This window comes from Micromonospora sp. NPDC048868 (assembly GCF_043198195.1).
In the GTDB taxonomy this organism is placed as follows: Bacteria; Actinomycetota; Actinomycetes; order Mycobacteriales; family Micromonosporaceae; genus Micromonospora; species Micromonospora reichwaldensis.
The window spans coordinates 34,695-52,651 of the sequence record NZ_JBICUN010000026.1 but is presented as its reverse complement, the minus strand read 5'-3'; the positions used below and the strand labels follow the sequence as shown (position 1 = coordinate 52,651).

The following is a 17,957-nucleotide window of genomic DNA, read 5'->3' as shown; positions in this document are numbered from 1 at the left end:
GGCCCGGCCAGGCGTCGGCGCGCGGGCCGACGGCGGCGGGTCAGTCCCCGGCCGGGGCCTTCGCCTCGCCGCCGAGCGCGGCGAGGATCGCCTCGGCGGTGCGCCGGCCCACGCCGGGCACCTCGGTGATCTCCTCGACAGTGGCGGCGGAGAGCCGCTTGAGCGAGCCGAAGTGCCGCAGCAGCGCCTTGCGCCGCACCTCCCCCAGGCCGGGCACCCTGTCGAGCGCCGACTCGGTCATCCGCTTGGAGCGCCGCTGGCGGTGGAAGGTGATGGCGAAGCGGTGCGCCTCGTCGCGCACCCGTTGCAGCAGGTAGAGCCCCTCCGAGGTGCGCGGCAGGATGACCGGGAACTCGTCGTCGGGCAGCCACACCTCCTCCAGCCGCTTGGCCAGGCCGCACAGCGCCACGTCGTCGACGCCCAGCTCCGCGAGCGCCTGCGCCGCCGCCGCGACCTGCGGCGCGCCGCCGTCGACCACCACCAGCTGCGGCGGGTACGCGAACCGGCGGGGGCGTCCCGTGGTCGGGTCGATCAGGACGCCGACGGCGCGCTCCTCGGACCCGCCCGGCTCGTCGGACCCGCCGGGCTCGTGGGGCTCGTGGGGATCGCCGGACTCGCGGGGCTCGCCGGGAGCGGGCTGCCCGGCCGGGGCGACCGGGTCGTCGGCCGGCTCGACGCCCGCCTCGCCGGTTTCGGCGCGGGCGTCGAGGTAGCGCGCGAAGCGGCGGCGCAGCACCTCGGACATGGCGGAGAGGTCGTCGGTGGCGCCCCGGATGATGAAGCGCCGGTATTCGCTCTTGCGGGGCAGCCCGTCCTCGAAGACGACCATGCTCGCCACCACGTCGGTGCCCTGCATCTGGGAGATGTCGAAACACTCGATGCGCAACGGCGAGGTGCGCATGTCGAGCGCCTCGGTGATCTCGTCGAGCGCCTTGCTGCGGGTGGTCAGGTCGCCGGCCCGGCGCAGCTTGTGCCGGGCCAGGGCGTCCTTGGCGTTGCGCTCGACCGTCTCCAGCAGCGACCGCTTGTCGCCGCGCTGCGGCACCCGCAGGCTCACCCGGCTGCCCCGGTGGCCGGAGAGCCAGTCGGCCAGCGCGTCGGCGTCGGTGGGCAGCGCCGGCACGAGCAGCTCGCGCGGCACGTCGGCCTCGCCCTGCTCGCCGCCGTAGACCTGGGTGCAGAAGTGGTGCACCAGGTCGCCCGTGCTCAGCTCCTCGGTCTTCTCCACCACCCAGCCGCGCTGGCCACGCACCCGGCCGTCGCGCACGTGGAAGACCTGGACGGCCGCTTCGAGGGGGTCGTCGGCGAACGCCACCACGTCGGCGTCGGTGCCGTCGCCGAGCACGACTGTCTGCTTCTCCATCGCCCGGCGCAGCGCGGCCACGTCGTCGCGCAACCGGGCCGCCCGCTCGAACTCCAGCTGCTCGCTCGCCTCGGTCATCTCCCGTTCGAGCCGGCGCACCATCGAGTCGGTGCGACCGCCCATGAAGTCGCAGAAACCGTCGACGATCTCCCGGTGCCGCTCGGGGGTGACGCTGCCGACGCAGGGGGCCGAACACTTGCCGATGTAACCCAGCAGGCAGGGGCGGCCCACCTGGCTGGCACGCTTGAACACCCCCGCCGAGCAGGTGCGTGCCGGGAAGACCCGCAGCAGCAGGTCGAGCGTCTCGCGGATCGCCCAGGCGTGCGAGTAGGGCCCGAAGTAGCGCACCCCCTTGCGCTTGGCGCCCCGCATCACCTGCAACCGGGGGAACTCCTCGTCGAGGGTGACCGCGAGGTAGGGGTAGGACTTGTCGTCGCGGTAGCGGACGTTGAAACGCGGGTCGTACTGCTTGATCCAGGTGTATTCGAGCTGGAGCGCCTCGACCTCGGTGCCGACGGTGACCCAGTCCACCGACTCGGCGGTGGTGACCATCTGCTGGGTGCGCTGGTGCAGGCCCCACAGGTCGGCGAAGTAGGAGTTGAGCCGACTGCGCAGGTTCTTCGCCTTGCCGACGTAGATCACCCGGCCGGTGCCGTCGCGGAACCGGTAGACCCCCGGTGACTCCGGGATGGTGCCGGGCGCGGGACGGTAGGTCGAGGGGTCAGCCACGGCAGCAAGCCTAGTCCGCACCCCCGACAGCTCCCCGGACGCCGCGTCCCCGCCCCGCCCCGCCCGCCGGCCCCCGGCAACCCGAAACTCCGGTGCCGCCGGAGTCGCTCCCCGCTAACATCCGCCCCCTGGCCGGCCGACGCGGGGGGAGCACGGGGACATGGGCGCGAACCCCGCGGGACGCAGCCGAGGGGGTGCCGTCCTCGTGGCGGCGCTCACCGTCGACTCGGTCGGCAACGGGCTCTTCCTGCCCCTGTCACTTGTGTACTTCCTGCGGCTCACCGACGTGCCCCTGGCGCTGCTCGGGGTGCTGCTCAGCGCAGCGACCGTGCTCACCCTGCCGGTGCCGCTGTGGGCGGGATCGCTGGCGGACCGGCTCGGGGCGCTGCCGGTGGTCGTCGCCTCCCATCTGCTCCAGGCCGCCGGCTACCTCGCGTACGCCTGGGTGCGGGGGCCGGTGGGCGTCTTCGTGGCGGCGGCGCTGGTCGCCGTCGGCGTGCGGTTCTTCTGGTCCGCCGTCTTCACGGCGGTCGCCGACTACGCCGACGGCAGCCCGGGCGGCTGGGCCCGGGACACCTGGTACGCGATCAGCAACGGCGCCCGTACCGCCGGCCTGGCGGTGGGGGGCCTGACCACGGGCGTGGTGGTGGCCGACGGACGGACCGGCACCTACCGCGCGGTGGCCTACGCGGCGGCGGCCTGCTTCGCCCTCGCCGCGGTGCTCATCGCCGCCCGGGTGCGGATCCCGCCGGCCACCGACCGCCCGGCGGGATCCGGGCGGGGCGGGTACGCCACGCTGCTGCGGGACCGCCCGTTCCTCGCCCTCATCGGCCTGAACACCGTCTTCGCGCTGAGCACCATGATGCTCGGCCTGGCCCTGCCCACGATGATGCTCACGGACCTGCGGGGCCCCGCGTGGCTGACCTCCGCCGTCCTGGCCGGCAACGCGTTCCTCGTCGCCCTGCTGTCGGCGCCCGTCGGCGCCCGCCTGCCGCAGCACCGCCGCACCCGTGCGGTCGCGCTGGCCGCCGCCCTCTGGACGCTCTGGAGCCTCGCCATGGCGACCCTCGGCCCGGGACGCCTCGGCGCGGTGGCCGCGCTGCTGGTGGGGGCGACGCTGCTGTTCACCGTCGCGGAACTGGTGCACGCGCCGGCGTCCGCCGCGCTGGCCGCGGCCGCCGCCCCGATCGCCGCCCGGGGCCGCTACCTGGCGGCCTTCCAGTACTCCTTCGCGCTCGCCTCGATGGTCGCGCCGGCCTTCTTCGGCACCCTGTACGAGGTCGACACCGCCGCGCCCTGGCTGGTGCTGGCGCTGCTCAACGCCGTCGGCGTCGCCGGCATCCTGCTGCTGGAGCGGAGCCTGCCGCCGGCCGCCCTGCGCGAGCCGCCGGCACCGGGCAAGCCGCCGGCAGTGGTCGACGCGGGCGCCGCCGCGGACTGAGCGGGGCCGGCGGCCCGGTTCGGGTCGCCGGCCGCACCCGACGGGTCAGGCCAGCGAGATCTGGTCGCCGGTGACCTTGACGTTCTTCGGCGGCAGCGGCTTGGTGGCCGGGCCGCCCTTCACCGAGCCGTCCTCGATCGAGAACTTGCTGAAGTGGCAGGTGCAGTTGATGGTGCCGCCGTCGACGTTCGTCACCGGGCAGCCCTGGTGGGTGCAGATCGAGTCGAACCCCTTGAACTCGCCCTCGCGCGGCTGGGTGATCACCACGCCCTGTGCGGGATAGACGGTGCCGCCGCCGACCGGGATGTCGGCCGTACGGGCCAGCGACTGCGCGCCCTGGCGGTCGCCGCCGCCGGCGTCACCGGTGCTGGGCACCGCCGGGCCGCCGCTGGTCGGGGCCGCCCCGTCGCCGGAGTCGTCGCTGCCGCAGGCGGCCAGGACCACCGCCGCGCCGACCGCACCCGCGCCCGTGAGGAGGGCGCGTCGCGTCCGCGTCGCCGGCCCGGTCAGCCCCTGATCGTCACTCATGCCTCGCCCTTCTCTCGGCTGCCGCCGCCTGGTCATGATCCGCGGCCACACTCGGGTACACGGATCACTCTGCCCGACGGTTCACCTGATCGGCGACCGAGGGGCCACCCGGGGGTGGGCCGTGGCCCGCCCCCGGGTGGCCCCGTCGGCGATCCGCCCCGTGACGGCGTGGCCGGGGCGACCGCCCGGGGCCACGCGACCTGGGGAGCGTGTCGTCAGCGCGCCCCGGCCGGCGCCTTGCGGGGGCGGGTGGACTTGGTGCCGTTGGCCTTGGCCGCCCGGGAGGTGGCCGCCGCCGCGCCCTTCGCGTCGCCGTCGAGCTTGAGCACCTGCCGCAGGAAGTGCCCGGTGTGGCTGCCGGGCACCTCGGCGACCTCCTCGGGGGTGCCGGTGGCGAGCACCGTGCCGCCCCGGTGACCGCCCTCGGGGCCCATGTCGATCAGCCAGTCGGCCGTCTTGATCACGTCGAGGTTGTGCTCGATGGTGATCACCGTGTTGCCCTTGTCGACAAGCCCTTCGAGCACCATCAGCAGCTTGCGGATGTCCTCGAAGTGCAGGCCGGTGGTCGGCTCGTCGAGGACGTAGACCGTCCGCCCGGTCGAGCGCTTCTGCAACTCGGAGGCGAGCTTGACCCGCTGCGCCTCGCCGCCGGAGAGCGTGGGCGCGGGCTGGCCGAGCCGGACGTAGCCGAGGCCGACGTCGACAAGCGTCTTGAGGTGCCGGTGGATGGCCGGGATGGCGGAGAAGAACTCGGCCGCCTCCTCGATCGGCATCTCCAGCACATCGGAGACGGTCTTGCCCTTGTAGTGCACCTCCAGGGTCTCCCGGTTGTAGCGGGCGCCCTTGCAGACCTCGCACGGGACGTACACGTCGGGCAGGAAGTTCATCTCGATCTTGATGGTGCCGTCGCCGGAGCACGCCTCGCAGCGGCCACCCTTGACGTTGAACGAGAACCGGCCGGGGCCGTAGCCCCGGACCTTGGCCTCGGTGGTCTCGGCGAAGAGCTTGCGGACGTGGTCCCAGACCCCCGTGTAGGTGGCCGGGTTGGAGCGCGGGGTGCGGCCGATCGGCGACTGGTCGACGCCGACCACCTTGTCGACGTGCTCCAGCCCGGAGACCCGGGTGTGCCGGCCGGGGACCAGCCGCGCGCCGTTGATCTGGTTGGCCAGCACCGCGTAGAGGATGTCGTTGACCAGCGTCGACTTGCCGGAGCCGCTGACCCCGGTGACGGCGATGAGCTGACCCAGCGGGAACGACACGGTCAGGTTGCGCAGGTTGTGCTCGCGCGCGCCGTGCACCACCAGCTCCCGGTCCGGGGTCTGGGCGCGGCGCCCCTGCGGCGTCGGGATCGAGCGGCGGCCCGACAGGTAGGCCCCGGTCACCGACTCCGGGTTCTCCAGCAGCGCCGACACGGAGCCGCTGTGCACGATCTTGCCGCCGTGCTCGCCCGCGCCCGGGCCGATGTCGACGATCCAGTCGGCGGTGCGGATCGTGTCCTCGTCGTGCTCGACGACGATCAGCGTGTTGCCCAGGCCGCGCAGCCGGACCAGGGTCTCGATCAGCCGGTGGTTGTCACGCTGGTGCAGCCCGATCGACGGCTCGTCGAGGACGTAGAGCACCCCGACCAGGCCGGAGCCGATCTGGGTGGCCAGCCGGATGCGCTGCGCCTCGCCGCCCGAGAGGGTGCCGGCCGGGCGGTCCAGGGAGAGGTAGTCGAGGCCGACGTCGAGCAGGAACTTCAGCCGGGCGTTGATCTCCTTGAGCACCCGCTCGGCGATCAGCTTCTGCCGGTCGGTCAGCTCGATGCCGGCGAGCAGTTCGGCGGCCTCGCCGACGGAGAGGTTGCAGACCTCGGCGATGCTCCTGCCGGCCAGGGTGACCGCGAGCACCTCGGGCTTGAGCCGGGCGCCCCCGCAGGCCGCGCAGGGCACGTCGCGCATGTAGCCCTCGTACTTCTCGCGCGACCACTCCGACTCGGTGTCGGTGTGCCGGCGCTCGATCCACTGCACCACGCCCTCGAAGCCGGTGTAGTAGGAGCGCTCGCGGCCGAACTTGTTGCGGTAGCGCACGTGCACCTGGTCGTCGGAGCCGTGCAGGATCGTCTTCTGCGCCCGCGACGGCAGGGCCCGCCAGGGCGTGTCGACGTCGAAGTGCTCGGCCGCGCCGAGGGCCTCCAGCAGGCGCAGGAAGTATTCCAGGTTGTGCCCGGTCGACCAGGGCTGGATCGCGCCCTCGCGCAGGGAACGCTCCGGGTCGGGGACGAGCAGCTCGGGGTCGACCTCCTTCTTGGTGCCCAGGCCGGTGCACTCGGGGCACGCGCCGTAGGGCGCGTTGAAGGAGAAGACCCGGGGCTCCAGGTCCTCGATGGCGAGGGGGTGGTCGTTGGGGCAGGCCAGGTGCTCGGAGTAGCGCCGCTCGCGGTCCGGATCGTCCTCGGGCAGGTCGACGAAGTCGAGCAGGACGAGGCCGTTGGACAGGCCCAGGGCGGCCTCGACCGAGTCGGTCAGCCGCTGCTTGGCGCTCGGCTTGACGGTGAGGCGGTCGATCACCACCTCGATGGTGTGCTTCTCCTGCTTCTTCAGCTTCGGCGGCTCGGTCAGCGGATGCACGACGCCGTCGACCCGGGCCCGGGCGTAGCCCTTCGCCTGGAGCTCGGCGAAGAGGTCGACGTACTCGCCCTTGCGGCCGCGCACCACGGGCGAGAGCACCATGAACTTGGTGCCCTCGGTCATCGCGAGGACCCGGTCGACGATCTGCTGCGGGGTCTGCCGGGAGATCCGCTCGCCGCAGACCGGGCAGTGCGGCTCGCCGATGCGGGCGAAGAGCAGCCGGAGGTAGTCGTAGACCTCGGTGATGGTGCCCACCGTCGAGCGCGGGTTGCGCGAGGTGGACTTCTGGTCGATGGAGACCGCCGGGCTCAGGCCCTCGATGAAGTCGACGTCCGGCTTGTCCATCTGGCCGAGGAACTGCCGCGCGTACGACGACAGCGACTCGACGTAGCGGCGCTGCCCCTCGGCGAAGATCGTGTCGAAGGCCAGGCTCGACTTGCCCGACCCGGAGAGCCCCGTGAACACGATCAGGGCGTCCCGGGGCAGGTCGAGACTGACGTCACGCAGGTTGTGCTCGCGCGCGCCACGGATGATCAGTCGGTCGGCCACTGTCCGTGTACTCCCGGGTGAAGAAGATGAGGAGGAATTGTCCGCTCCAAGGCTGGTCTGAGCGGTTGTCTGAGTGGTTGTGGGCGCGCAGAAAGGCGCCTCGGCAACTCTAGCCCCGAGGTACGACAACTTCCCTCGCCGGCACATTCCCCCAGCTCAGCCCGGTCCGCCGCGCCCGAGGAAGCCGATCCGCCGCGCCTGAGGAAGCGGGTCGCCGCGCCCGAGGAAGCCGGTCGCCGCGCCCGAGGAAGCCGATCCGCGGCGGGCGAAGAAGCCGGCGCTGAAGAAACGGGCGGGACCGGTCGTCGACCGGCCCCGCCCGTGCCTACCTCCGTCAGGGGCGGGCCGCCCGCCGCCGGCCCGCGCGCCAGCCGCCACGCCGCTGCGCGGCCAGCCGGACCTCCCGCCGCCGGCTCTCGAAGGCCAGCTCCCGCTGGAGCTTGCGCCAGCTCTCCCAGCGCCGCGCCGGCAGCTCGCCGGTCTCCAGCGCCTCGCGCACCGCGCAGGAGGGCTCCCCGTCGTGCCCGCAGTCGGCGTACCGGCAGCCGGTGGCCAGCTCGGCGATGTCCGCGAACGCCCGGTCCAGCCCCGCCGAGCCGTCGAGCAGGCCGACCGCCCGTACCCCCGGGGTGTCCAGCACGGCGCCGCCCTCGGGCACCGGGAGCAGCGCCCGCCAGGTGGTGGTGTGCCGGCCCTTGCCGTCGACGCGCCGGATCGCCTGCGTCGGCATCAGCGCCGCCCCGGCCAGCGCGTTGACCAGGCTCGACTTGCCCGCGCCGGACGGGCCGAGCAGGCCGAGCGTGCGGCCGGGCGCCACCTCGGCGCGCAGCGGGTCGAGCCCGGTGCCGTGCTCGGCGCTGACGGCCAGCACCGGCACGCCGGGGGCGATCCCGGCGAGCTGGCGCGCGACGGCCTCCGGGTCGGCCGCCAGGTCGGCCTTGGTGAGCACGACCAGCGGCCGGGCGCCGGACTCGTGCGCCAGGGAGAGCAGCCGTTCGATCCGGCCGACGTCCGGCTCGGGGTGCACGGGCTCCACCACGGCGGCGGCGTCGAGGTTGGCGGCCAGCACCTGGCCGCTGGCGTCCTTGCCGGCGGTCCGCCGGACGAGGGCGGTGCGCCTCGGCAGCACCGCCTCCACGGTGACGTTGCGGTCGGGCCAGGTGCCCAGCAGCACCCAGTCCCCCGCGCAGGGCAGGCGGGTCAGGTCGCGGGCGGCGGCGGCCAGGACCGCCCCGCCCAGGGTGGCGCGGACCGGACCGTCCGCGCAGAGCACGGTGCAGACGCCGCGGTCCACCCGGGCCACCCGGCCCGGTCGGTGCCCGCCGCGTCGCGGTACGTGTGCCGCCCGCTCGGCATCCCAGCCGAGGGCGGTCAAGTCGATGGTCATGGCATCCTCATCGGTGTCGGAGCGGTTGACGCACGCGTGCTGCTGCCGGCATGGTCACCACCTCCCCGCCGTCCGGTGCCGCGTTCCACGCCGACGGTAGGACGCGCCGCGACGCGCCGAAAGCGATTTCCCCGGCGACGCGGAGTCCCCCGGCGGATAGGGTCGGTGGGTGACCACGGATCCGCTTCTGCTGACGGGCGAGGTGGACGCGGCCACGGACCGTCTGCTGCGGACCGCCGCCGCCCTCGACGACACCGGCCTCGCCGCCGCCTCGCTGCTGCCGGCGTGGAGCCGGGGACACGTCCTGGCCCACCTGGCCCGCAACGCCGACGGCTTCGTCAACCTGCTCGTCGCGGCCCGCACCGGCGAGCCGATCCCGATGTACGCCTCCGCGGCGGCCCGGGACGCCGACATCGAGGCCGGGGCGGCCCGCCCGCCCGCCGCCCACCTGGACGACCTGCGCCGCTCGGCCGTCCGGTTCGCCGAGGCGGTCGCCGCGATGCCGGTCGAGGCGTGGGCGGCCACCGTCCAGACGCGGCGTGGCCCCTGGCCGGCGGCCATGCTGGTCTGGGGCCGGCTGCGCGAGATCGAGGTGCACCACGTGGACCTCGACGCCGGCTACCGGCCGGCCGACTGGCCCGAGGCGTTCGGCCACCGGCTGCTGCACGAGGTGGTCGGCGACCTCGCCGGCCGCGCCGACGTGCCGCCGATGGTGCTGCGCTTCGACGGCAGCCGGCACGAACTGGCCGTCGGCGACCGGACCGCCGCCCCCACGGTCACCGGTGCCGCTCCCGAACTCGCCGCCTGGCTGATCGGCCGCAGCCCGGGCACCGTGCTGACCGTCACCCCCGACGGCCCCCTGCCGCAACCACCGGAATGGATATAGACGACCTCATGACCTACAGCGGAGACGTCACGCCCGGCGGCGCGCCGGCCGTACGCGAGCTCGACCGGCTCACCATCACGAAGGTGTCGGTGGGCCCGATGGACAACAACGCCTACCTGCTGCGCTGCCGGGCCACCGGCGAGCAGGTGCTGATCGACGCCGCCAACGAGGCGCCCCGGCTGCTCGAACTGGTCGGCGACGCGGGGCTGGCCACGGTGGTCACCACCCACCAGCACATGGACCACTGGGTGGCGCTGGAGGAGGTGGTCGCCAAGACCGGCGCCCGCCCCCTGGTGCACGCCGACGACGCGGCCGGGCTGCCGATCGAGGCCGCGACGCTCGCCGACGGCGACAGCGTGCCGGTGGGCGACTGCGCGCTGGAGGTGATCCACGTCAAGGGCCACACCCCCGGCTCGATCGCGCTGCTCTACCGCGACCCGGCGGGGTCGCCGCACCTGTTCACCGGCGACAGCCTCTTCCCCGGCGGGGTCGGCAACACCGACAAGGATCCGGAGCGCTTCTCCGCGCTCATCGACGACGTCGAGCACAAGCTCTTCGACCGGCTGCCCGACGAGACCTGGTTCTACCCGGGTCACGGCAAGGACAGCACGCTCGGCGCGGAACGCCCCGCGCTGCCCCAGTGGCGCGCCCGCGGCTGGTGAACCTCAGCGGGGCCGGGCGCGATCCGCGCCCGGCCCCGCTCCCCCCGTCGGTCCCCCCGCTCACCCGTCGGTCCCCCCCGGTTCCTCCCCGGTCCCCGGGCTCCCCCGTCGGTTCCCGGCTTCCGCGCTCCCCGTCGGGTGCCGGGTCAGGCCCCGGTGACCGCGCGCACCCGGCGCCGCGTGCCCATCAGCACCGCGCCCGCCAGCAGCAGGCCGACCGCCATGGTGACCAGCATCGGGCTGGACTCCCCCGGCAGCAGCCCGGCGAGCGACCGCGAGGCGGTGCCCAGCACCAGGTAGAGACCGGCCCAGGCCGCCGCGCCGAGCGTCGCGCAGCCGAGGAAGCGCGGGTACGACATCCGCAGCCCGCCCGCCGCCAGTGGCAGCAGCGCGTTGAACACCGGCAGGAAGGGCGCGACCAGCACCATCCGGCCGCCCCCGCGCTGGAGCATCCCCTCCGCCGCCGCCCAGCGTGCCTCCCCGATCCAGTCGCCGAGGCGGCTGTGCCGCAGGCGGTCGCCGTACCGGCGGCCGGCGAGGAAGCTCAGCGACCAGCCGGCGAGGCAGCCGGCCACCACCACGGCGAAGGTGGCGGCACCGGTGGTCGGGCCGCCGACGCCCGTCGCCGCCAGGATCGCCACGTCACCGGGGACCAGCACCCCGAGCAGCGGTACGGCGTCGAAGAGCATCACCACCCCGAGCACCCCCATGAGCAGGGTGGTGGGGAGCTCTCCGATCTGGGTCAGCCAATCCGCCATGCCCGTACGCTATGGCCGCCCGGCCACCCGGGACATCGGGTCCGATCCCCCACCGCCCCCTGGTATCGGGCTCGGGGTCGACCCTGAGAGCCCGGGGTCAGCGGGGGCGCAGCACCTGCACCCGGCGCACGGTCGAGTCCACGGCGGGCTCGGTGGTCGGCACGGGATAGCTCGCCACCGTCGCCAGCACGCCCGGCGGCAGGTGGCCCCGCCCGGGATCGCCCACCAGCACCTCGGCGCCGCCGGCGGCGGCCCGTCGCAGGAAGGGCAGCACCCGCGCCGCCATCGTCGCGTCGTAGAGGACGTCCCCGGCCAGCAGCAGGTCCACCCCGTCGAGATCGCTGTCGAGCAGATCGCCGCCGGTGGTCGCGACCGTCACATCGTTGGCCCGGGCGTTGACGGTGACCGCCGCGACCGCGTACGGGTCGATGTCGTTGGCGACCACCCGCTCGGCGCCGGCGAGCGCGGCCGCGATCGCCACCAGGCCGGACCCGGCGGCGAGGTCGAGCACCCGGCGGCCGGCCGCGAGGTCGGGGTGGTCGAGCAGGTGGCGCGCGAGGGCCTGGCCACCGGCCCAGACCGAGGCCCAGTACGGCGCGGGCAGGGCGTGCCCGGCCTGCGCCTCCATCCGGGCCCACCAGACGATGGCGTCCTCGGCCAGGTGCAGCCGGACCTCGGGGACGAACGGGATCCGCACCAGCCGGAGCCGGTCGAGCCCGCCGCCGGGAGCGTCGATCTCCCGCTCGATCTCGGTCAGCGCGTCGGCTGTGGCACCTCTCATCGGGGCAAGCATGCCCCAGCCGACCTCGTCTCGCCCGGCTTTCGCGTCGCCGCGCCGGGAGTTCGGCCAGCGGATCGCGGTTCGGCCGGTTACTCTCGGGGTGGCACCGGGCGATCATCGGTCGACGACCGGGGTTCACCCGCTTTGGAACAGGGAGAGATGCATGGCAACCGGCACGGTTAAGTGGTTCAACTCGGAAAAGGGCTTCGGCTTCATCGAGCAGGATGGCGGAGGGCCGGACGTGTTCGTCCACTACTCGGCCATCGCGTCGAGCGGTTACCGGGAGCTGAACGAGGGCCAGAAGGTCGAGTTCGAGGTGACCCAGGGTCAGAAGGGTCCGCAGGCGGACAACGTCCGTCCGCTGTAGATCCCGTGCCGGTGGCGGCGGCCGGTTGACGGTCGCCGCCGCAGCGCGTTTCAGGGCCGCTTCGGCGCGACGGGCAGGTCCCGTCGCCGCCGTAGCGGCCCCATCAGCAGGATCGCCGGGGTGAGCGCGAGCCAGGCCGTCATCACCGCGATCGCGGTGCCGGCCCCGTGGGCCGCGCCGATCGCCCCGGCCAGCACGGCGGCTGACCAGCATCCCGCCGACCGCCGGTCCGGCGCGAGTCGCGCCTCCCGGACCAGGAAGACCTCCGGGACCGCCATCGCCCGACCGGGCCTGAACGCGCCCGCCGGACGCGGCGGGGTCAGGCCGCCAGGCGGCGGGCCAGTTCGTCGGTGACCTGCTGGGCGATGGTGGGCGGGATCGCCTCCGCGATCTGCTCCGGCGAGAGGCCGGCGAGCACACCGGCGACGATCGCCTGCTCGTCGCTGAAGTCGCTCTCGGACAGGGCCTTGACCTGGGCGACCAGGGCCGGGTATGCCTGCGCCATCGCGAGCAGGAGCATCAACGGCGAACCCGCCAGCGGCGGCGTCAGCAGACCCTGCGTCCCGACGGGCGAGATCAGCCAGTTGCGCAGGTTCTCCAGGTCGGCGAAAACCTGGCCGACCGTACGGGTGGGCGAACCGGTGTTGTAGGCGAGCTTGTCGGTCTGTTCCATGTCGGACTCCTCTGCTGGCGGTGCGATCAATCCGATGGTCGTCAGGTAGCGGCGGAACAGCGGGGTCTGGTCCCGGTTCGCCTTGATCGAGTCGCGGAAGAAGCTGAAGTGGGTGTGCCACAGATGGGAGTTGTCCCCGCTCGTCCGCTTGCGCAGGCGGTCCCACCGCCGGACGACCTTGCCGTCCGGGGAGTAGATGATCTCGCGGAGGTCCCGGCTGTCCGGGGTGCCCGCGGTGCACTGCGCGACGCACCAGGTGGAGAAGCTGCGGAGGTCGTGCGCCCGTCCTGCGACGACGACCCGGAACAGGCCGACGTCGAGCGCCGCCGCGTCGAGAGTCAGGCCGGAGGAGTCCCGGGGCGATTCGACGACGGAGTAGTCCCTGGGCACCACCCGGTCGGAGCCGCAGTGGTAGCCGCCCCGGTGGGCGGGGTCGCCGACGATGCCGACCTCGGCGGGTTCGAGGTCCTGTTCGCGTACGGTGTCGGGGTCGACGTTGAGGTGGTCGAGCAGCAGGCGGCGGACGGCCAACAGGTTTTGCGGTGCCCGCGTCATGGGGTTCCCCCTCGGGGTCGGGGACGGGTTCGGGGGCCGGGCACAGCAGTGACACCGCGTAGGCGGTGTGGGAGCCTCACGCGCGGGCCCGACCGGCTGGTGCACGGCGTCGGGCAGGGCCCAACCATAGCCCCATCGATTGATAAATGCCCAGCTCAGAGCAGGTTTTTTCGGCCCTCGAAAACCTGCGACCCCGGCGACATGATCGGTAGGAGCACAGCGGACGGACACTGTGGATCGTGCAGGATCTCCCGCCATCCGGCACGCAGGGTGACCGCCGTGCCGAGGGGCTCGCCGGTGCCGGGGTTGCGCGCGTAGCGCGGATGGGCGCCGCCGGAGACCTGCACCCGCAGCCGGTGCCCCGGCGCGAACCGGTGCGCCGTGGGCCAGAGTTCCACCGGCACCCGCACCACGCCGGCCGAGTCGGTGGGGAACCGGTCGGGCGCGACCCGGACCAGGCCGTCGCAGACGTTCCAGGAACGGCCGCGCCGGTCCACGTCGCACAGCCGCACGAAGACGTCCAGGTGGGACAGCTCGCTGCGCAGGTGGATCTCGGCGCGTACCGGGCCGATCACCTCGACGGGCGCGGCGAGCGGGGCGCTGGTGAAGGTGAGCACGTCGGGCCGGGCCTCGACCGGGCGGTTGTCGACCGGGCCGGCGCGCTGGGCGACCAGCAGCGGCCCGCCGAGCGAGGGCGTCGGGTCGGCCGGGTCGTAGTGGAAGCGGTCCGGGGACGACGGGACCGGCGCGGCGGTGCTCAGCCCGCCATCCGGGTGCAGGTGCCACGGGGTCGGCACCGCCGGGGGCGGCCAGTCGGGCAGGTCCCGCCAGCCGCCACCGGCACCCCCGACGTGCACCCGCACGGGGGCCGCCGCGCCGGCACCGGTCGGCCGCCCGGCGAGGTGGGCGTCGAGGTGGTCCAGCCCGTCGCGCAGCGCGGCGAGGAAGAGCCCGGGGCTGCCGTGGGTCCACGGTCCGACGGTCAGCCGGGGCCGGGCGCCGGCCGCGCGCAGCGCCGCGAAGTCGCGCAGCTGGGCCGGCAGGAAGATGTCGTGCCAGCCGCTCACCATCGCCACCGGCGCGTGGACCTCGGCGATCCGGTCGCCGAAGACGCGCGTACGCCAGTAGCCGGCGTCGGGGGTGTGGTGGCGCAGCCACTCCTGGAAGAACGGCACGGTGACGCCGGTGGCCACCCGGTCCGCCTCGGCCAGCGGCAGGTGGGCCAGCGCCGCGACCAGCCGGGGCTGGCCGCGCTTGAGTTCCCACTGCCGGGCCAGCCACGGCACGGTCTGCGCCTGGAGCAGCTCGGCCCAGGTGAGCACGGTGTCGAGGGCGAAGGACTCCCCGGCGTACGTCGAGTCGCGGGTGCCCGAGGCGGTCACCACGGCGACCATCGCGCGCAGCTCCTCCCCCGCGTCGGCCGCGAGGGCCCACTGCACGAAGCCCTGGTAGCTGGCGCCGAACATGCCGAACGCGCCGGACCACCAGGGTTGGCGGCGCAGCCAGTCGAGGGTGTCGAGGCCGTCCTCGCGCTCGTGCACCAGCGGGGCGAAGCTGCCGCCGGAGCCGAACGTGCCGCGGCAGGACTGGATCACCACGTGGAAGCCGCGTTCGGCGGCGAGCCGGCCGAGCAGCCGCATGGGCCCGCCTCGCCCGTACGGGGTGCGGATCAGCACGGTCGGCGCGCCGGGCAGGGCCGGGGCGTAGTGGTCGGTGCGCAGCGGCACGCCGTCGCGGACCCGTACCGAGATGCCCCGGGTGAGGGTGACCCGACGGGTGCGCGCGGGCGGCAACCGCAGCGCGGCGGTGGCGAGGCGGGCTGCCAGCCGGTCGAGCACGACGTCAGCCGTTCGCGCGCCGGGCCGGCTCGTCGCGGGCGGCGCGCACCGCGTCCCGGTGCTCCCCCATCGAGGCGGTCATCGCGGTCATGAACCGGTGCACCACCTCCAGCTCGTCGTCGCTGAAGCCGGCCATCACGTCGTCGGTGCGCCGGCCCAGGGGCCGGAAGAACTCCATGGCCAGCGCGGCACCCTGCTCGGCGTAGTGCAGGAAGACCTTGCGCCGGTCGGTGGTGTCGCGGTCGCGGCGGATGTGCCCGGCGCGTTCCAGCCGGTCGATCAGGGCGGTGACCGAGCCGGACGACAGGTTGAGCGCCTCGCCCAGGCGGCCGGGGGTGATCGGCCGGCCGATCAGCTCGGCGTCCATCACCGCGATCAGCGCCTGCAGGTCGGTGGCGTTGAGCCCGTGCAGGGCGGCGAAGGCGTGCCCGATGTGCTGCGCGTCGACCGAGTAGCGCCGCAGCCCGGTCCCGATCTCGGCGACCAGCCGCTCGCGGCGCGTGTCGCGCCGCCGGTACATGCCGTGACCTGCCACGTCGGTCGCCGCCTCCTGCCCGTCCGTTCCGGTTGCAGCATAACTCAGCAGTCGATAATCTCGTTAATCAAGATACTCGACGGTCGACCCTTTGCGTCGTTCGCGAGGTCTTGACCGTCGAAGGAAATCCGTCGAGAGACCGTGAGGGCATCCGATGTCAGTGTTCACCCGCGTGGCGCGCGGACGGCTCGCCGCGTGGCTCACCGTGGCCGCCGCGATCGTGTTCGGGGCGGCCGTCTTCGTGCTGCCCAAGCCCGACAACCCGGCGGCCGTCTCCGCCACCGGCCTGTCGGTGGAGTGGCAGTCGACCCAGGTGGAGCGCCTCCAGGACCAACTGCCCTCCCGCGACGTCCAGCCGGCGATCGTCGTGGTCAGCCGCGCCGACCGGGCCGCCCTCACCGAGGCCGACCGCGCGGCCCTGACGGGCCAGTCGGGTGACCTCAACCAGTTCGCCGTCGGCGGGCGCGTCAGCCCGCCGCAGGTCTCCCCCGACGGCACCGTCGCGCTCGTCGCCGTGCCGCTGTCCACCGCTGGCGGGCAGGAGGCGGTCGCGGAGCGGATCGACCAGCTCCGCGCGTCCCTGGACGACGCGCCGGCGGGGTTGAACGTGGAGGTCACCGGCGGGCCCGCCTTCGCCACCGACCTGACGAAGGTCTTCGCCGGGGCCGACACCACGCTGCTGGCCGTCACCGCCGGCGTCGTGGCGCTGCTGCTGCTCATCACCTACCGCAGCCCGTTCCTGTGGATCGTGCCGCTCGTCGTCGTCGCGGCGACGGAACAGCTCACGCTGCGCGCCCTCGACACGGTCGTCCCGGCCGTCGGCATCAACCTGCCCGGCGGCGCCGTCACCGGCATCGCCAGTGTCCTCGTCTTCGGCGCCGCCACCAACTACGCGCTGCTGCTCATCGCCCGCTACCGCGAGGAGCTACGCCGCGAGGAGGACCGCTTCGTGGCGATGCGCGCCGCGCAGCGGCGGGTCGCCGAGCCCATCCTCGCCAGCGGCTCCACCGTCGTCCTCGGCGTGCTCACCCTGCTGCTGTCGGAGCAGGAGCTCAACCGCGCCCTCGCCGTGGCCTGCGCCACGGGCGTCGTCCTCGCCATGCTCTCGGCGCTGTTCGTCCTCCCGGCGGTCCTGGTGATCTTCGGGCGCGGCCTGTTCTGGCCGTTCGTGCCCCGCGTCGGCGGGGAGATCCGCGAGGGCCGGCTGTGGGGCCGGCTCGGCGCCGCCGTCGAGCGCCGTCCCGTGCCGGTCGCGCTGCTCGCGACGCTGCTGCTCGCCGGGCTCGCCCTCGGCGGGCTGGGCATCCGCACCGGCCTGTCGGAGACCGAGCAGTTCCGGGTCAAGCCGGAGGCGGTCGCCGGCGCGGAGACCCTCGCGCGGTCCTTCCCCGCCGGCACGACCCAGCCGGTCGCCGTGCTCACCACCCCCTCGGCGGTGCGGGCCGTCACGGACACCGCCGCCGGGGTCCCCGGCGTCGCCTCCGCGCGTCCCGGTGAGGCCGGCGCCCAGGTCGCCCAGGTCGACGTCGTGCTGGAGGCCGAGCCCGGCACCGAGGCGGCGAGCCGGGCCGTCGAGGCCCTGCGGGACGCGGTCGCGGCGGTCCCCGGCTCCGCCCCGCCCGCGGTCGAGGGCGCGCCCGCGTTCGACGGCGCGGTGGTCGGCGGCAACGTCGCGGCCACCTACGACGAGAACGAGGCCAACGGCAGGGACCTGCGGCTGATCCTGCCGATCATCCTGCTGCTCGTCGGCGCGGTGCTGGTGCTGCTCCTGCGCGGCCTGGTCGCCCCGCTGCTGCTGGTGCTCACCGTGATCGCGTCGTTCTTCGCCAGCATCGGCGCGTCGTGGCTGCTCTTCGACCACGTGCTCGACATGCCGGCGCTCGACAGCGGCGTCCTGCTGCTGGCCTTCGTGTTCCTCGTGGCGCTCGGCGTGGACTACAACATCTTCCTCGTCACCCGGGCCCGCGAGGACGCCCGGCGCAGCGGCACCCGCGCCGGGATGCTCTCGGCCCTGCGGGTCACCGGCGGCGTCATCACCAGCGCCGGTGTCCTGCTCGCCGCGGTCTTCGCGGTCCTCGGCGTCCTGCCGCTGATCCTGCTGACCCAGATCGGGATCATCGTCTGCATCGGCGTCCTGCTGGACACCCTGCTCGTGCGGACGGTCCTGGTGCCGGCGCTGGCGTTCACGCTCGGCGACCGCTTCTGGTGGCCGGGACGGGTCTCGCGCGAGCCCGCCGGGGGCGGCGACGACGCGCCGACGGGACGCGAGCAGGTGACCACCCGGGACTGACCGGCC

Annotated in this window: 15 protein-coding genes; 5 read left to right on the top strand and 10 right to left on the bottom strand. The window is 74.2% G+C overall.

Annotation, left to right across the window (positions count from 1 at the left end):
• Positions 1–40: 40 nt before the first annotated feature.
• Positions 41–2,092 carry an excinuclease ABC subunit UvrC gene (gene uvrC, locus ACGFNF_RS28285; protein WP_393171843.1) on the bottom strand — a complete coding sequence of 684 codons (2,052 nt, stop codon included), beginning with the start codon at positions 2,090–2,092 and terminating at the stop codon, positions 41–43.
• 160 nt (positions 2,093–2,252) lie between these two features.
• On the opposite strand from uvrC, the gene ACGFNF_RS28280 reads away from it, so the two are divergent.
• Positions 2,253–3,533: an MFS transporter gene (locus ACGFNF_RS28280; RefSeq protein ID WP_393171841.1), complete on the top strand. Its 1,281-nt coding sequence runs from the start codon at positions 2,253–2,255 to the stop codon at positions 3,531–3,533.
• 45 nt (positions 3,534–3,578) lie between these two features.
• Here the strand turns inward: ACGFNF_RS28280 and ACGFNF_RS28275 are convergent, their stop codons facing one another.
• The 3 genes from ACGFNF_RS28275 to rsgA form a co-directional block, all read right to left on the bottom strand.
• The gene (locus ACGFNF_RS28275; RefSeq protein WP_151456977.1) at positions 3,579–4,061 is read right to left on the bottom strand and encodes a Rieske (2Fe-2S) protein; all 483 of its coding nucleotides are present in this window, start codon (positions 4,059–4,061) and stop codon (positions 3,579–3,581) included.
• A 215-nt stretch (positions 4,062–4,276) separates the two neighbouring features.
• Positions 4,277–7,219, bottom strand: a complete 2,943-nt coding sequence (gene uvrA, locus ACGFNF_RS28270) for an excinuclease ABC subunit UvrA (RefSeq protein ID WP_393171839.1) — start codon at positions 7,217–7,219, stop codon at positions 4,277–4,279.
• Between the two features lie 334 nt (positions 7,220–7,553).
• Positions 7,554–8,606, bottom strand: a complete 1,053-nt coding sequence (rsgA, locus tag ACGFNF_RS28265; protein WP_393171837.1) for a ribosome small subunit-dependent GTPase A — start codon at positions 8,604–8,606, stop codon at positions 7,554–7,556.
• Between the two features lie 169 nt (positions 8,607–8,775).
• On the opposite strand from rsgA, the gene ACGFNF_RS28260 reads away from it, so the two are divergent.
• Both ACGFNF_RS28260 and ACGFNF_RS28255 read left to right on the top strand, forming a co-directional pair.
• On the top strand, positions 8,776–9,492 hold the full coding sequence (locus ACGFNF_RS28260) for a maleylpyruvate isomerase family mycothiol-dependent enzyme (RefSeq protein ID WP_393171835.1): 717 nt from the start codon (positions 8,776–8,778) through the stop codon (positions 9,490–9,492).
• Between the two features lie 8 nt (positions 9,493–9,500).
• On the top strand, positions 9,501–10,154 hold the full coding sequence (locus ACGFNF_RS28255; protein WP_393171833.1) for an MBL fold metallo-hydrolase: 654 nt from the start codon (positions 9,501–9,503) through the stop codon (positions 10,152–10,154).
• 146 nt (positions 10,155–10,300) lie between these two features.
• Here ACGFNF_RS28255 and ACGFNF_RS28250 read toward each other — a convergent pair whose 3' ends face one another.
• Complete coding sequence (locus ACGFNF_RS28250; protein WP_357579225.1) at positions 10,301–10,912, bottom strand: VTT domain-containing protein; 612 nt, start codon at positions 10,910–10,912, stop codon at positions 10,301–10,303.
• 97 nt (positions 10,913–11,009) lie between these two features.
• A complete protein-coding gene (locus ACGFNF_RS28245; protein WP_357579226.1) occupies positions 11,010–11,693 on the bottom strand; it encodes a 50S ribosomal protein L11 methyltransferase in 684 nt (227 codons plus the stop codon).
• 163 nt (positions 11,694–11,856) lie between these two features.
• On the opposite strand from ACGFNF_RS28245, the gene ACGFNF_RS28240 reads away from it, so the two are divergent.
• The gene (locus ACGFNF_RS28240) at positions 11,857–12,060 is read left to right on the top strand and encodes a cold-shock protein (RefSeq protein ID WP_088961229.1); all 204 of its coding nucleotides are present in this window, start codon (positions 11,857–11,859) and stop codon (positions 12,058–12,060) included.
• 50 nt (positions 12,061–12,110) lie between these two features.
• Here ACGFNF_RS28240 and ACGFNF_RS28235 read toward each other — a convergent pair whose 3' ends face one another.
• From ACGFNF_RS28235 to ACGFNF_RS28220, 4 genes are all read right to left on the bottom strand, one after another.
• On the bottom strand, positions 12,111–12,338 hold the full coding sequence (locus tag ACGFNF_RS28235) for a hypothetical protein (RefSeq protein ID WP_393171830.1): 228 nt from the start codon (positions 12,336–12,338) through the stop codon (positions 12,111–12,113).
• A gap of 41 nt (positions 12,339–12,379) precedes the next feature.
• Complete coding sequence (locus ACGFNF_RS28230) at positions 12,380–13,288, bottom strand: hypothetical protein (protein ID WP_393171828.1); 909 nt, start codon at positions 13,286–13,288, stop codon at positions 12,380–12,382.
• 155 nt (positions 13,289–13,443) lie between these two features.
• Complete coding sequence (locus tag ACGFNF_RS28225; protein ID WP_393171826.1) at positions 13,444–15,126, bottom strand: CocE/NonD family hydrolase; 1,683 nt, start codon at positions 15,124–15,126, stop codon at positions 13,444–13,446.
• A 4-nt stretch (positions 15,127–15,130) separates the two neighbouring features.
• A complete protein-coding gene (locus ACGFNF_RS28220) occupies positions 15,131–15,646 on the bottom strand; it encodes a MarR family winged helix-turn-helix transcriptional regulator (RefSeq protein ID WP_393171879.1) in 516 nt (171 codons plus the stop codon).
• 169 nt (positions 15,647–15,815) lie between these two features.
• Here ACGFNF_RS28220 and ACGFNF_RS28215 point away from each other — a divergent pair, with 169 nt between their 5' ends.
• Positions 15,816–17,951, top strand: coding sequence for an efflux RND transporter permease subunit (locus tag ACGFNF_RS28215; protein ID WP_357579231.1), 2,136 nt, complete (start codon positions 15,816–15,818; stop codon positions 17,949–17,951).
• Positions 17,952–17,957 lie beyond the last annotated feature (6 nt).

Coding starts and splice junctions, on each gene's coding strand:
- ACGFNF_RS28280 (WP_393171841.1), top strand. CDS start 2,253: ATGGGCGCGAACCCCGCGGGACGCAGCCGAGGGGGTGCCGTCCTCGTG.
- ACGFNF_RS28275 (WP_151456977.1), bottom strand. CDS start 4,061: ATGAGTGACGATCAGGGGCTGACCGGGCCGGCGACGCGGACGCGACGC.
- rsgA (WP_393171837.1), bottom strand. CDS start 8,606: ATGACCATCGACTTGACCGCCCTCGGCTGGGATGCCGAGCGGGCGGCA.
- ACGFNF_RS28255 (WP_393171833.1), top strand. CDS start 9,501: ATGACCTACAGCGGAGACGTCACGCCCGGCGGCGCGCCGGCCGTACGC.
- ACGFNF_RS28250 (WP_357579225.1), bottom strand. CDS start 10,912: ATGGCGGATTGGCTGACCCAGATCGGAGAGCTCCCCACCACCCTGCTC.
- ACGFNF_RS28245 (WP_357579226.1), bottom strand. CDS start 11,693: ATGAGAGGTGCCACAGCCGACGCGCTGACCGAGATCGAGCGGGAGATC.
- ACGFNF_RS28240 (WP_088961229.1), top strand. CDS start 11,857: ATGGCAACCGGCACGGTTAAGTGGTTCAACTCGGAAAAGGGCTTCGGC.
- ACGFNF_RS28235 (WP_393171830.1), bottom strand. CDS start 12,338: ATGGCGGTCCCGGAGGTCTTCCTGGTCCGGGAGGCGCGACTCGCGCCG.
- ACGFNF_RS28230 (WP_393171828.1), bottom strand. CDS start 13,288: ATGACGCGGGCACCGCAAAACCTGTTGGCCGTCCGCCGCCTGCTGCTC.
- ACGFNF_RS28220 (WP_393171879.1), bottom strand. CDS start 15,646: ATGTACCGGCGGCGCGACACGCGCCGCGAGCGGCTGGTCGCCGAGATC.
- ACGFNF_RS28215 (WP_357579231.1), top strand. CDS start 15,816: ATGTCAGTGTTCACCCGCGTGGCGCGCGGACGGCTCGCCGCGTGGCTC.